At 68.3% G+C, this 12,963-nt stretch carries 14 protein-coding genes; 12 read left to right on the top strand and 2 right to left on the bottom strand.

Translation table 11 applies throughout. The features are described 5' to 3' along the window. Positions 1–276 (bottom strand): hypothetical protein (locus AC3WQZ_RS19770; RefSeq protein ID WP_492301110.1); only part of this gene is annotated, 276 nt, incomplete at its 3' end. Positions 277–383: 107 nt separating this feature from the next. Between AC3WQZ_RS19770 and AC3WQZ_RS19775 the strand changes: the two genes are divergently transcribed. From AC3WQZ_RS19775 to AC3WQZ_RS19795, 5 genes are all read left to right on the top strand, one after another. Further along, positions 384–2,057 (top strand): AMP-binding protein, encoded by a 1,674-nt coding sequence (locus AC3WQZ_RS19775; protein ID WP_058698122.1) that lies wholly within the window; start codon positions 384–386, stop codon positions 2,055–2,057. Positions 2,058–2,097: 40 nt separating this feature from the next. Further along, positions 2,098–2,484: a DUF488 domain-containing protein gene (locus AC3WQZ_RS19780; RefSeq protein WP_010813475.1), complete on the top strand. Its 387-nt coding sequence runs from the start codon at positions 2,098–2,100 to the stop codon at positions 2,482–2,484. 57 nt (positions 2,485–2,541) lie between these two features. Further along, positions 2,542–3,786 carry a nucleoside recognition domain-containing protein gene (locus tag AC3WQZ_RS19785; RefSeq protein ID WP_010813474.1) on the top strand — a complete coding sequence of 415 codons (1,245 nt, stop codon included), beginning with the start codon at positions 2,542–2,544 and terminating at the stop codon, positions 3,784–3,786. 395 nt (positions 3,787–4,181) lie between these two features. After that, entirely contained in the window at positions 4,182–6,299 is a 2,118-nt protein-coding gene (locus AC3WQZ_RS19790; RefSeq protein WP_058698121.1) for an FUSC family protein, read from the top strand. Between the two features lie 112 nt (positions 6,300–6,411). Then, positions 6,412–6,690 (top strand): DUF1488 family protein, encoded by a 279-nt coding sequence (locus tag AC3WQZ_RS19795; RefSeq protein ID WP_010813472.1) that lies wholly within the window; start codon positions 6,412–6,414, stop codon positions 6,688–6,690. A 54-nt stretch (positions 6,691–6,744) separates the two neighbouring features. Here the strand turns inward: AC3WQZ_RS19795 and AC3WQZ_RS19800 are convergent, their stop codons facing one another. Beyond that, positions 6,745–7,215 (bottom strand): universal stress protein, encoded by a 471-nt coding sequence (locus AC3WQZ_RS19800; protein WP_011616168.1) that lies wholly within the window; start codon positions 7,213–7,215, stop codon positions 6,745–6,747. Between the two features lie 204 nt (positions 7,216–7,419). On the opposite strand from AC3WQZ_RS19800, the gene paaA reads away from it, so the two are divergent. From paaA to AC3WQZ_RS19835, 7 genes are all read left to right on the top strand, one after another. Further along, positions 7,420–8,439, top strand: coding sequence for a 1,2-phenylacetyl-CoA epoxidase subunit PaaA (gene paaA / locus AC3WQZ_RS19805; protein ID WP_010813470.1), 1,020 nt, complete (start codon positions 7,420–7,422; stop codon positions 8,437–8,439). 27 nt (positions 8,440–8,466) lie between these two features. Beyond that, a complete protein-coding gene (gene paaB / locus AC3WQZ_RS19810; protein ID WP_010813469.1) occupies positions 8,467–8,754 on the top strand; it encodes a 1,2-phenylacetyl-CoA epoxidase subunit PaaB in 288 nt (95 codons plus the stop codon). Between the two features lie 10 nt (positions 8,755–8,764). Then, positions 8,765–9,616, top strand: coding sequence for a 1,2-phenylacetyl-CoA epoxidase subunit PaaC (paaC, locus tag AC3WQZ_RS19815; protein ID WP_010813468.1), 852 nt, complete (start codon positions 8,765–8,767; stop codon positions 9,614–9,616). 31 nt (positions 9,617–9,647) lie between these two features. Continuing rightward, complete coding sequence (gene paaD / locus AC3WQZ_RS19820; protein ID WP_011616170.1) at positions 9,648–10,208, top strand: 1,2-phenylacetyl-CoA epoxidase subunit PaaD; 561 nt, start codon at positions 9,648–9,650, stop codon at positions 10,206–10,208. 27 nt (positions 10,209–10,235) lie between these two features. Then, positions 10,236–11,321: a 1,2-phenylacetyl-CoA epoxidase subunit PaaE gene (paaE, locus tag AC3WQZ_RS19825; protein ID WP_011616171.1), complete on the top strand. Its 1,086-nt coding sequence runs from the start codon at positions 10,236–10,238 to the stop codon at positions 11,319–11,321. 194 nt (positions 11,322–11,515) lie between these two features. Then, positions 11,516–12,319 (top strand): DUF1835 domain-containing protein, encoded by an 804-nt coding sequence (locus AC3WQZ_RS19830; protein WP_010813465.1) that lies wholly within the window; start codon positions 11,516–11,518, stop codon positions 12,317–12,319. Between the two features lie 8 nt (positions 12,320–12,327). Then, on the top strand, positions 12,328–12,945 hold the full coding sequence (locus tag AC3WQZ_RS19835; RefSeq protein WP_010813464.1) for a TetR/AcrR family transcriptional regulator: 618 nt from the start codon (positions 12,328–12,330) through the stop codon (positions 12,943–12,945). Positions 12,946–12,963 lie beyond the last annotated feature (18 nt).

A 12,963-nucleotide genomic window follows, 5' to 3' on the forward strand; every position in this document is an offset into this window, starting at 1 on the left:
TGTCTGCAGCAGAGAAACGAGATTATGCAGAGCTTTCTTCGTTTCGTCAACCGTTTCAGCATCTTTTTTTGCTGCGGCCAGCGCGCCAACTTCGCTGCGCCAACCATCCCGGTCGACCCCGCAACCCTTGCGGCGTCTGCTTTGCAGCGCTGCGTTGTGTTGCGAGGGGGCGAATATTAAGGGACGCAGGACCGACTGGCAAGCGATTTCGCGAAATAATTCGAACCCCCCGTAAAAGCGGCGCACGAGGCTCAAATGTCGCGGTGGTGACAGCATCCAGCGGCGCCTCGGCTTAAGCTGAGACCGTGGGCGTTGGCCCAACCCGAGACGTCCTCTCTATATATAGACGTCGAATGCCAAGCAGAGCAGTTGAAGGAGACAAGATGACCCGACCCGTGACGCCCGGCCTCTCCGTGGTCGCCGGCAGCACCGACATCCCCCTGTCTGATGAGACGATTCCGGCATTGCTGGCGCGCACGGTCGCCGCAAACCCGGGCGCCCCGGCCGTGGTGTTCCGCGAGCATGGTGTGCGCTGGAGTTGGGCGGAGTTCAGCGACCAGGTCGATCGCCTGGCCAGCGGCCTGCTCCGGCGCGGGATCCAGCCGGGCGACCGGGTCGGCATCTGGGCGCCGAACCGGCCCGAGTGGCTGGTGACCCAGTTCGCCACCGCTCGTATCGGCGCCATCCTGGTCAATATCAATCCGGCCTACCGCCAGGCGGAGCTGGAATATGCGCTGAACAAGGCCGGCGTGCGCATGCTGATCACGGCCGCGCGTTTCAAGGCCAGCGACTACCTGGCCACCCTCCAGGCGCTGGCGCCGGAACTGGCCGAGGCCGAGCCGGGGGCGCTGCGCTCCGCCCGGCTGCCCCGGCTGCAGTGGGTGATCCGCATGGGAGGCGAGGCGACGCCCGGCATGCTCAATTACGATGCACTGCTGGCCGAACCCGATACTGTGCGCCTGGACGCGGTGACCGCGACGCTCTCCGCGCTCGACGCCATCAATATCCAGTTCACCAGCGGCACCACCGGCAACCCCAAGGGCGCCACCCTGACGCATCACAACGTGGTCAATAACGGCCGCTTTGTCGCCATAGCGATGCGACTTGGCGACAGTGACGTACTGTGCATCCCGGTGCCGCTCTATCACTGCTTCGGCATGGTGCTGTCGGTGCTGGCCTGCGTCTCGGTCGGCGCCTGCATGGTGTTCCCGGGCGAGGCCTTCGATCCGCTCGCGACCATGCAGGCGGCCAGCGAGGAACGCTGCACCGCCCTGCATGGCGTGCCGACCATGTTTATCGCCCAGCTGGACCATCCGGAGTTCAGCCGCTTCGACTTCTCGACCCTGCGCACCGGCATCATGGCCGGCGCCCCCTGCCCGATCGAGGTCATGAAACGCGTGGTGGCGGACATGCATATGTCGGAGGTCACCATTGCCTATGGCATGACCGAGACCAGCCCGGTCTCGTTCCAGAGCGCCACCGACGATCCGCTGGACAAGCGCGTCGCCACTGTCGGCCGGGTGCAGCCGCACCTGGAATGCAAGGTGGTCGACGCCCTCGGCGAGGTCGTGCCGACCGGCGCCACCGGCGAGCTTTGCACCCGCGGCTATTCCGTGATGCAAGGCTACTGGGAAGACGACGAGCGCACCCGCGAGGCCATCCGCGACGGCTGGATGCACACCGGCGACCTTGCCACCATTGACGACGAGGGCTACTGCAACATCGTCGGCCGGGTCAAGGACATGCTGATCCGCGGCGGCGAGAACATCTACCCGCGCGAGATCGAGGAATTCCTGTTCCGCCATCCCAAGGTGCAGGCGGTGCAGGTCTTTGGCGTGCCTGACCAGAAGTACGGCGAGGAGGTCTGCGCCTGGATCGTGCTCAAACCCGGCCAGAGCGCCAGCGAGGAAGAGATCCGGAAGTTCTGCCGCGATCAGATCGCCCACTACAAGATTCCGCGCTATATCCGCTTTGTCTCGGAAATGCCGATGACTGTGACGGGCAAGGTGCAGAAGTTTGTCATGCGCGACACCATGATTCATGATCTGGGACTTTAGCCGGACGCACATGCGTCGGCAGACATGAGCGGGATCCCCCATGACCATCCGAATCGTAAGACTGGGCACGCCGCGCGCGGACGATGAAGGCCTGCGCATCGGCACTGTGCGCCGGCCGCCGCGTGGCGTGCCCAAATCCGAGTTTGCCAGCCGCGATTTCTACGATGTCTGGTATCCCGTGCTGTCGCCATCGCCCGAGCTGGTGGCCCAGGCGCTGCAGGCCACCGATGACAAGCAATGGCGGGCGTTCGTGCGGCACTTCCGCAAGGAAATGGCCGAGCCGGACGCCAGCCGCACGCTCGACCTGCTGGCGGCGCTGTCGCACCAGACCAATTTCTCGGTAGGCTGCTACTGCGAGAACGAAGCGCACTGCCACCGCTCGATCCTGCGCGAGCTGCTGGCCGAACGCGGGGCCGTGATCGGCTGAGCTGCACGCCGTGCCGGGAATCTCCCCGGCTTTGATTTCCCCGCTTCCCGCATTCCGATGGCCCTGAACGTTGTCTGGCTCGGTTTCTTCCTGATTTCCTTTGTCGCCGCCTGCGTCCGCCTGGCCAGCGGCGATCTCACCGTGTTCCCGGCGATGCTGGCGAGCCTGTTCGACAGCGCGCGCACGGCCTTCGAGATCGCGCTCGGCCTGGCCGGGGTGATGAGCCTGTGGCTCGGCATCATGCGCATCGGCGAGCGCGCCGGCGTGGTCGATGCCTTTGCCCGGCTGGTGAACCCGCTGCTGCGCCATTTCTTCCCCGGCGTGCCGCAGGGGCATCCGGCACAGGGGGCGATGATGATGAACGTGTCGGCCAACCTGCTCGGGCTTGACAATGCCGCCACGCCGCTCGGCCTGAATGCCATGCGCGAGCTGCAGACACTGAACCGGCGCCCAGACGTGGCCACCGATGCGCAGATCATGTTCATCGTGCTGAATACGGCCGGGCTGACGCTGATCCCGACCTCGGTGATCGCGATCCGGCAGGCCATTGCGGTCAAGCAAGGGCTGGCGGGTTTCAATGCGGCCGATATCTTCCTGCCGACGCTGCTGGCCACCGGCGGCTCATGCCTGGCCGGCCTGCTGGCGGTGGCGTGGGTGCAGCGGCTGAACCTGCTGCGCCCGGCCGTGCTGGTGGCATTCGGGCTGGTCGCTGCGCTGCTGGGCGGGATGTTCGCCTGGCTGCGGCACGCGCCGCCGGAGCAGGTCGGCAGCGTGACGGCACTGGCCGGCGCCGGCTTCATCCTGTCGCTGATCACGCTGTTCCTGCTCTGCGGCGCGCTGCGGCGGGTCAATGTCTATGAAGCCTTTATCGATGGTGCCAAGGAAGGCTTTGGCGTCGCCGTGCAGATTATTCCCTACCTGGTGGCAATCCTCGTAGCCATCGGCCTGTTCCGGGCCACCGGCTGCATGGACGTGCTGATGGGCTGGCTGACGCTGGGCTTTGCCGAGCTGGGCATGAATACGGACTTCGTGCCGGCGCTGCCGGTCGGGCTGATGAAGATCCTGTCCGGCGCCGGCGCGCGCGGGCTGATGGTGGATGTGATGACGACCTATGGCGTGGACTCGTTCCAGGGAAGGCTGGCGGCGATCATCCAGGGCTCGACCGAGACCACTTTCTATGTACTGGCGGTCTACTTCGGCAGCATCAATGTGCGCAATACGCGCCACGCACTGGGTTGTGCACTGGTGGCCGATGCTGCCGGGATCATGTGTGCCGTAGGTGCCGCATATCTGTTCCGCTAGGACATGGATGCTGGAAACCGGATTTTGTCGCATCGATACAACACCATTGTGCGCAATGTCGGACATTGACACATGACCACTTGGTGCGTCGCAACAAATCATGTATATTGGAGTCTGTCTCCTCCACCACCTCGGTGGATTCCAACCCACGCACAACCTGCGTGGGTTTTTTTTCGCCTTCGCGCCGAAACGGTCACAACCCCTGTGCACGTTTGCGCCTGCTGGCGCAGCAATCGTGCTTGGATCCTCGCCACGGGGCTTGCTCGCGCCACCTTGGTGCGGCGACCTGATGCTGTGGCCGACAGGCCAGTTTTGTTGCAACGCAGCAAACGGTATCGTAGAGTGGTCTCACGACGGGCGCCCGACCGGGCAGGCCCGCGTGGATCCCGGCCCGCATGTTCGCCTCCGCCCTCCTTGCCCGCTACTGGCCTGACCCCGTCCTGCTCCGGCGCGGGATCATCTATGCACTGTCGTTCCTGGCCCTTGCCGGTATTGGCTGGCTGACCGGGGATGCAGGCTACCTGTGGTCGGCAACGGCCTCGATCTGGACCTGCCTGGCGGACCGGCAAGGCACGGCGTCGGCACGGCTATCCAGCCTGGGAGCGGTCGGCATTGGCGGGGCGGTAGCCAGCGCGCTGGGCGCGGCCGTCGCGCCTTCGCCCTGGCTGGCCGTACTGGTCGTGATGGCAGGAGGGCTTGCCGCAGGTCTGGCAGAGACGCGCGGCCCGGCCAGTGCGCTGGCGGCCAAGCTGCTCTATGTCGTGCTGGTGGCCGCGTGCCTGCAGCCTGCGGCCGGGCCTGAGCTCGCCGTGCAGGCCCTGCAAAGCGGGCTCGACTTCCTGCGCGGCGGCGTGTTCGCGTGCCTGGCTTGCCTGGCATTGATCCCGTCGACCCGCGACGACCGGCCACGCACCGAGATCGTGGCCGCATACGACGCGCTGGTCCGGCTCGCCACGGCACTCGCCGACACCCGCCACGGCAATGACCTCGCCACCTGCAAGCAGGACATCCGCAACCGCATCGAGGCTGCGCGCGGGGCCATCGAGGCCCGACGCAGCCTGCGCGACCCCAGCACGCTCCTGCACTATGGCTATGCCGTGGGTGTCGCCGACGCCCTGTTTGCGCTGCTGATCGTCGCGGGCGAGCTGCGCGAGCGCGCCGGCACCGCCCATGGCTTGCCGATGCAGCCGCCGTTGCGTCATATCGCACGCTGCATCGCCGACGCCCGCGAGCAAGTTGGCCAGGCCCTGGCGCGGCACGCGCCCGACCTGCCGGCATTGAGCGCGGCGCTGCGCCACGAACTGCGGCGCCTGACCGCGCCCGTGGCCAATGCCAGCGCCCCGCCCCCCTACCAGTCGGCACTATCCGCCCTGGCGCGCCATCCGGATTTCGACCGATGGCGCGCAAGCTTCCGCTGGCCGCGGCGCGGCATCGGGCACGGGCTGGCCCAGATGCTGCGCGGGCTGGCCGACCACGCCGCAGGCGATGCGCTGGCCACGCGCCACGCCCTGCGCCTGGCGCTGGCCGGCAGCCTCAGCCTGCTGCCGGCGCAGTGGTGGCGGCTGGACCATGGCTATTGGGTGGCGGTGACCGTGATCATGGTGCTCAGCCCCCAGTTGCAGACTACCCGGCAGGTTTCCGTAAAACGCTTTGCGGGCTCGCTGGCTGGCGCATTGTGCGCCTGTGTGATCGGCCTGCTCCATCCGGCGCCGGTGGTGGCGCTGGGCATCAGCGCGGCCTTCCTGGCCGGGGCCTATGCCAGCCGCCTTGCCGGGCAGCCCGGGGCGTTCGCGTTCTGCCTGACGCCGGCCGTGATCCTGTTCTCATGGGTGGGCGCGCCGGCCCTCGACAGCAGCCACTTTGCCGCGCTGCGCGGCATCGATACCGCGCTGGGCTGCCTGATCGCGCTGGCCACGTACTATGTGCTGGCACCGCGCGTGGAGATGTCGCGCGTGTTCCGCCATGCCGTCGACGCGGTGGCGGTCAACGCGGTCTACCTGCGAGCCGCCTTCGCGGCCAGCCGCGTGGCTGAGGCCGCGACGCCGCCTGCCGTGCCGCGGCTGGAAGCCTTGCGCATTGCCGCCGGACGGGCTTCCACCCGCGCCGAACTCACGCTGGCACAGACCGCCGGCGCGCTGGCGCCGGACTATACCGGGGCCTACCAGCGCGTGCATGCGAGCGCACGCCGCATGGCCGCGCTGGCCGGCGTGGTGCGAGCCGGGGTGGAGTCGGGCGTTTTCACGCTTCCCGCCGGGGCTGAAGTGCGCGCACTCCTGACGCAGCTGGAAGCCCAACTGGCCGAGCTGGCGATGCGGCCGGGCCTGGCAGACGCTGCCGGCGACACCGAGCGGCCCGCGCTGCCACCCGCTGGCGCGCTCGACGCCTTCCTGGCGGAACAGGCCGACTACGCCGCCGCGCATATCGCCGCCGCCCATGCCGCGGTGGCGGACCTGCGCACGCTGGGCGCGGCCGCGCGCAAGCCGCCGGTGCGCCGGCGGGCGCACAGCGGCTGAGAGGCATCAAGAAAGAAGCTTGCCGGCCCGGCCAGCGTACCGGCCGGGCTTTACGGAACGCGGCAATGGCCTATATTGATCTAATACGCTCGCCGCCAGCACGAGGCACGCCATGTCCGACATCACGTTCCCTCGCAGCCTCCCGACCTACTGCGCAGCCAGCCTCACGCTGTCCTGCCCCGCCACGGTCAACGGCAGTCCCACCCTGTATTCCGTCACCGCCGAGGCCCTCGAGGCCCATTTCGGCGCGCGTTCGCCGCGCGAGGAAGACCTGGTCGCAGCGTTCACCAGCAACCGCCAGCGCATCGAGCGCCTGGCCGAAAGCATGTTCGAGCTGACCGAGGCGCGCGAGATCGTGCTGCGCAGCGGCCATTTCCGCTTCGCCGGCTGAGTCCCGTCGGCTGCCCTGGCGTCCCCGATGGGGGGCACGATTTCATTCGGCCGTTCAGTCAGCCTTCGCCTCGCCGCGCACCAGCAGCACCGGCATGGTGGACTGGCGTATCACCGCCTCGGCCACGCTGCCCAGCACCAGACGGCGCACGCCGCGGCGTCCGTGCGTGCCGATCACCAGCAGGTCGGCGCCCCATTGGCGCGCGGCCTCGTTGATCGAGGCCCCCATGTCGCCTGGCACCGGCGCTTCGGTCACCAGCCGGGTTTCATGCGCCACGCCGGCCGCGGCCAGCCGCTGCGAGGCGGCCTGCAGCGCGCGCTGCCCGCTTTCCTCGAACGCCTTCTGCAGCTGGCTCGGATCGTAGTACCCGGCATCGAACATGGGCGTGCCGGTGTCCACGACATAGAGCGCCAGCACGGTGGCGCCGCCCGGAGCCGCCACGCGTATGGCTTCGCCCAGCGCCAGGTCGGACGTGCTGCTGCCGTCCACCGCCACCACGATCTTGCTGTATGCCGCGCTAGTCATAGGAATTGCCTCCGTTGGAAAGGGATGGCGGCGGTAACGCCGCCTGACTTCGATACTACACGTGCGGCAGCCGCCACGAGGCGAGCGGGATCAAGCCACGGCCACGGTAGCGGGCCTTCCCTTAAATTGACCGACCGGTCGGCATATATATAATAGGGCCAGCACTGCCCGCGATCCGGGCGGCATCCCGTCAGAGGAGACACCATGTACACGCAGAGTCTTGACCTGCCCGGCCAGCACGCCGATACGGCACCGGCCAGCGCGCCCCAGGACGAAGCCGCCCGCCAGGCCGCGTTCGACGCCTGCATGGCCGCCGACGGCAAGATCGAGCCGCAGGACTGGATGCCGCAGGCCTACCGCAAGACCCTGGTGCGCCAGATCTCGCAGCATGCGCACTCGGAGATCGTCGGCATGCTGCCGGAGGGCAACTGGATCAGCCGGGCCCCGTCGCTCAAGCGCAAGGCCATCCTGCTGGCCAAGGTGCAGGATGAAGGCGGCCATGGGCTCTACCTGTATTCCGCCGCCGAGACGCTCGACGCCTCGCGCGATGACCTGGTCGACGCGCTGCACAGCGGCAAGGCCAAGTATTCGTCGATCTTCAACTACCCGACGCTGACCTGGGCCGACGTGGGCGTGATCGGCTGGCTGGTCGACGGCGCGGCGATCATGAACCAGATCCCGCTGTGCCGCTGCTCGTACGGCCCGTATGCGCGCGCCATGATCCGCATCTGCAAGGAAGAGTCGTTCCACCAGCGCCAGGGCTTCGACGCGCTGCTGGCGATGATGCGCGGCACCGAGGCCCAGCGCGAGATGGTGCAGGACGCGGTCGACCGCTGGTGGTTCCCGGTGCTGATGATGTTCGGCCCGCCCGACGCGGCCTCGACCAACAGCGCCCAGACCATGGCCTGGGGCATCAAGCGCATCTCCAACGACGACCTGCGCCAGAAGTTTGTCGATGCCACGGTCGAGCAGGCCCGCGTGCTGGGCGTGACCCTGCCCGACCCCGGCCTGCAATGGAATGCCGAGCGCGCCCACTATGACTACAGCCCGCTGGACTGGGATGAGTTCTGGCGTGTGATCAACGGCGACGGCCCCTGCAACAAGGAGCGCCTGGCCACCCGCGTGAAAGCGCACGAGGACGGCGCCTGGGTGCGCGAGGCCGCGCTGGCGCACGCCGCCAAGGTGGCCGAACGCGAAGCCCGCGCCAGCCGCGCCGCGGCCTGACAACACGCCCGAGGACGGAGACAAACGATGCAACGCAAGGAATGGCCGCTGTGGGAAGTGTTCGTACGCAGCAAGCAAGGCCTGGAACACAAGCATTGCGGCAGCCTGCATGCCGCCGACGCGCAGCAGGCGCTGCACATGGCGCGCGACGTCTATACGCGGCGCCAGGAAGGCGTGTCGATCTGGGTGGTGCCGTCAGCGTCCATCACCGCGAGCGTGCCCGAGGAAAAGCCGGAGCTGTTCGACCCGATGGCCGACAAGATCTACCGGCACCCGACGTTCTACCAGCTGCCCGACGAAGTCAACCACATGTAAGGCCCGCACCATGACTGCGTCCCCACAGCCGACCGCGCCCGCCTCGCTCGACCACCTGCCGCCGGCACGCACTGCGGGCTTGCGCTACGTGCTGCGCCTGGCCGACAACGCCCTGGTCCTGGGCCAGCGCAACGCCGAATGGTGTGGCCACGGCCCGGTGCTGGAAGAAGACATCGCGCTGGCCAACATCAGCCTGGACCTGATCGGCCAGGCACGGCTGCTGTACGGCCGCGCCGGCGAACTGGAAGGCGAGCTGACCGGCCTGCCCCGCCATGAGGACGACTACACCTACTGGCGTGCCGAGCGCGACTTCCGCAACTGGACGCTGCTGGAGCTGCCGCACCGCGGCCCGCTGGCCGGCAACGCCGCAGCCGAGCGCGACTACGCCGTCACCATCATGCGCAACTTCCTGTACAGCGCGCTGATGGTCGAGCTGTGGGAAGCATTACTGGCCAGCCGCGACGACCAGCTGGCCGCGATCGCCGCCAAGTCGGTCAAGGAAGCGCGCTACCACCTGCACCACGCGGCTGGCTGGGTAGTGCGCCTGGGCGACGGCACCGAGGCATCGCACGCGCGCATGCAGCGCGCGCTGGAGCACCTTCTGCCCTATATGAACGAGTGCTTTGCCGAGGACGCGGTCGAAACCGAGGCCGCCACGCAGGGCATCGGCGTGGTCACGGCCACGCTGCGCCCGGCCTGGGACGCCACCGTCGCCGAGACACTGCAGGCCGCCACGCTGGACTTGCCCCAGGCCACGAGCTTTGTCTCGACCGGCAAGCACGGCGTGCACTCCGAACACATGAGCTACCTGCTGGGCGAGATGCAGGGGCTGGCGCGGGCCCATCCGGGCGCGCAATGGTAAGCGCCCGCTTCGGCGCAAAGGGTTGACCAACATGAACATCGCCGCCCTCCCCCTGCGCAACGACCGCGCCACCGACGGCCGCATCGCGCGTGCATGGGCGGCGCTGGGGGCGGTGCCGGACCCGGAGATCCCGGTGGTATCGATCCGCGACCTGGGCATCCTGCGAGATGTCCTGACCGCCGCCGACGGCGCGCTTGAGATCGTCATCACGCCCACCTATTCCGGCTGCCCGGCGATGTCGCAGATCGCCGAGGACATCGGCCGGGCGCTGGACGGCGCCGGGCTGGCGCCGTGGCGCATCCGCACCGTGCTGGCGCCGGCCTGGACCACCGACTGGATCACCCCGGCCGCGCGCGAGCGCCTGCGCGCCTTCGGCATAGCACCGCCGGGCCAGTGCGGCACGCCGGCCGCGGCGCAGCCGCTGCGCTTTGTGCCTCGCGCCGCCCGCGCGGGCGCGCCCGATGCCGTGGCCTGCCCGCGCTGCGGCAGCATGCATACGCAGGAAATCTCGCGCTTTGCCTCGACCGCCTGCAAGGCGCTGTACCGGTGCCTGGACTGCCGCGAGCCGTTCGACTATTTCAAACCTTACTGAGCCCCGCCGGGCCGAAGCCAGGCTGCCATGACTCCACAGTTCCATCCGCTGCGCGTGGCGCAGGTGCGCCCCGAGACCGCCGACACGATTTCGATCGCCTTCGAGGTGCCGGACGCGCTGCGCGACGCCTACCGCTTCACCCAGGGCCAGTTCCTGACGCTGAAGGCGCCGGTCGAAGGCAAGGACCTGCGCCGCTCCTACTCGATCTGCTCGGCCGTGCAGGACTACGACGCGCACGGCGAGCTGCGCGTGGCGGTCAAGCTGGTCGAGGACGGACTCTTTTCCACGCACCTGCATGATTCCATCGCCCCGGGCCAGGTGATCGACGTGATGACCCCCGACGGCCGCTTTCACGTGCCGCTCGATGCCGGCGCCGCGCGCCACTACGTGGCTTTTGCCGCCGGCAGCGGCATCACGCCGGTGCTGTCGCTGATCCGCACCACGCTGCAGGCCGAGCCGCACAGCCGCTTCACGCTGGTCTATGGCAACCGCAACGTCGACAGCATCATCTTCTCCGAGGCGCTGGAAGACCTGAAGAACCAGTACCTGGCGCGTTTCACGCTCTACCACGTGCTGTCGCGCCAGCCGCAGGAGGTGGACCTGCTGCATGGCCGGCTCGACCATGCCCGCGTGACCGCCTTCCTGCAGACCCTGATCCCCGTGGAAGACATCGACGCGGCCTTTGTCTGCGGGCCGGCCTCGATGATCGACGAGTCCGAGGCGGCACTGCGCGACGCGGGCGTCGACCCGCACCGCATCCACGCCGAGCGCTTCGGTGTGCCGCTGGCCCAGGCCAGGCGCAAGCCGGCCCCGGCGCACGCCGACCATGCCGGCACCGCCGAGCTGGTGGTGGTGCTCGACGGCAAGCAGCACAGCATGCGCCTGCCGCTGGAAGACGCCGTGCTGGACACCGCGCTGGCCGCCGGCCTGGACCTGCCTTTTGCCTGCAAGAGCGGCGTCTGTTGCACCTGCCGCGCCAAGGTGCTGGAGGGCCAGGTGGACATGGAAAAGAACTACACGCTCGAGCCGTGGGAGATGGAAAAGGGCTTCGTGCTCACCTGCCAGGCGCGGGCGCTGACGCCGCGGGTGGTGGTCAGCTACGACGAACGCTGATCCGGGCACGCCGGGGCGTGTGTATTCAGACAATTGCCGACATTGGCCAGCACCGGCCGTGACTACAATGGCGGCAGGCGGCTTCGGGCTGGCGCGATGCTTGCAGGACAGTGACCGGGCGGGCGGCGATCGCGCCTGTCGCACCGCCGCCGCGGCGGTGCCAGCGAACCGTCCACCCATATACAATCACGGCCATGCAATATATCCACGTCGTCAACGGTGATGTAGCAGGCACGACCCTGCGCCAGGCCCTGGCCCAGGCTGCGCGGCCGGACCCTGTCGTGGTGCTGCGCGACGACCTGGCGGTAGGCCCGCTGGCCGACATCGACAGCACCGGCCTGATCCGCTCCGGCTTCTGGCAGCGGGTCGCCCCGCATACCGACATCGATTTCGGCGCCGAGATGCGCCAGGCGCTGGACCAGCTCCAGGGACTGCGCCAGGACAACATGGAAGTGGCCATCTGGCACGGCCAGAGCGCGGCTGACCAGCTGATGCTGCGCCGGGTGGTGTTCCACCTGTACCAGGCGCCGCAGCGGATCAATGAAGTCGCCATGGACCTGCGCGAGCTGGAAATGCCCGCGCAGGGCAACCTGGCGGCGATCGGCATGTACACGCCCGCGCGGCTGGCGCGGCGCTTTTCCACCATCGCCCCGGTCTCGGTGCTGCGCCTGGGCCGCCTCGGCTACGAGTGGCAGCAGAACGTCAAGGAAAACGCCGACGTGCGGCTCTGGAAGGGCAACACGCTGGTGCCGGCGGCCTACCACACCATCGACGAGATCATCATGGAACGCGCCCCGTCCGAGTGGACGCCCGCGGCGCAGATGGTGGGCAGCGTGATGGGCGCGATCGAGGGTCTGCTGGCCAGCGACTGGTTCGTGTTCTGGCGCTGCCGCGAGCTGATCGCCATGGGCCAGCTGGTGCTGCGCGGCAATGCTGACTCGCTCGATACCTGCGAACTGCGCCGCCATCTCGGCAGCGGTGGCACCGGCGGCGAATAAACGAGAATATGGCCCGTACCAAGGCACCCGATTTCGAGGCGCAGCGCGAGCAGATCCTGGACCTGGCCGCCGCCGCCTTTGCCAACAGCAGCTACCCCAGCACCTCGATGGCCGACCTGGCCGCCGCCTGCGGCACCTCCAAGGCGCGGCTGTACCACTATTACGAGAGCAAGGAAGCGATCCTGTTCGACCTGCTGGACCGCTACACGCGCCGGCTGATGCTGCTCGTCACTGAAGTGGAGGCCGACGCCGAGCGCCACGCGCGCACCGACAAGGAAGCCTTCGGCAACCTGATCCGCGCCTTCCTGGCCGAGTACGAGACCTCGCAGACGCGCCATATCGCGCTGATCAACGACGTCAAGTTCCTGGCCGAGACCCAGCGCGACCTGATCCTGGGCCGCGAGCGCGACGTGGTCGCGGCGTTCTCGCGCCTGCTGCGCCGGGCCTACCCGGAGCGCGTCACGCGCGAGAACCAGACCGCGCTGACCATGACCATCTTCGGCATGATCAACTGGACCTTCACCTGGCTCAAGCCGGGCGGCCGGTTGTCCTATGCAGAGTTTGCCGAGATGGTGGTCGACCTGCTCGAAGGCGGCCTGCCCGGCCGGGCCGCGGCCGCGCGCTGACGCGGCGCTGGCCCGCCA

The organism is Cupriavidus sp. FW305-26 (assembly GCF_058787975.1).

Coding starts and splice junctions, on each gene's coding strand:
- AC3WQZ_RS19775 (WP_058698122.1), top strand. CDS start 384: ATGACCCGACCCGTGACGCCCGGCCTCTCCGTGGTCGCCGGCAGCACC.
- AC3WQZ_RS19780 (WP_010813475.1), top strand. CDS start 2,098: ATGACCATCCGAATCGTAAGACTGGGCACGCCGCGCGCGGACGATGAA.
- AC3WQZ_RS19785 (WP_010813474.1), top strand. CDS start 2,542: ATGGCCCTGAACGTTGTCTGGCTCGGTTTCTTCCTGATTTCCTTTGTC.
- AC3WQZ_RS19790 (WP_058698121.1), top strand. CDS start 4,182: ATGTTCGCCTCCGCCCTCCTTGCCCGCTACTGGCCTGACCCCGTCCTG.
- AC3WQZ_RS19795 (WP_010813472.1), top strand. CDS start 6,412: ATGTCCGACATCACGTTCCCTCGCAGCCTCCCGACCTACTGCGCAGCC.
- AC3WQZ_RS19800 (WP_011616168.1), bottom strand. CDS start 7,215: ATGACTAGCGCGGCATACAGCAAGATCGTGGTGGCGGTGGACGGCAGC.
- paaA (WP_010813470.1), top strand. CDS start 7,420: ATGTACACGCAGAGTCTTGACCTGCCCGGCCAGCACGCCGATACGGCA.
- paaB (WP_010813469.1), top strand. CDS start 8,467: ATGCAACGCAAGGAATGGCCGCTGTGGGAAGTGTTCGTACGCAGCAAG.
- paaC (WP_010813468.1), top strand. CDS start 8,765: ATGACTGCGTCCCCACAGCCGACCGCGCCCGCCTCGCTCGACCACCTG.
- paaD (WP_011616170.1), top strand. CDS start 9,648: ATGAACATCGCCGCCCTCCCCCTGCGCAACGACCGCGCCACCGACGGC.
- paaE (WP_011616171.1), top strand. CDS start 10,236: ATGACTCCACAGTTCCATCCGCTGCGCGTGGCGCAGGTGCGCCCCGAG.
- AC3WQZ_RS19830 (WP_010813465.1), top strand. CDS start 11,516: ATGCAATATATCCACGTCGTCAACGGTGATGTAGCAGGCACGACCCTG.
- AC3WQZ_RS19835 (WP_010813464.1), top strand. CDS start 12,328: ATGGCCCGTACCAAGGCACCCGATTTCGAGGCGCAGCGCGAGCAGATC.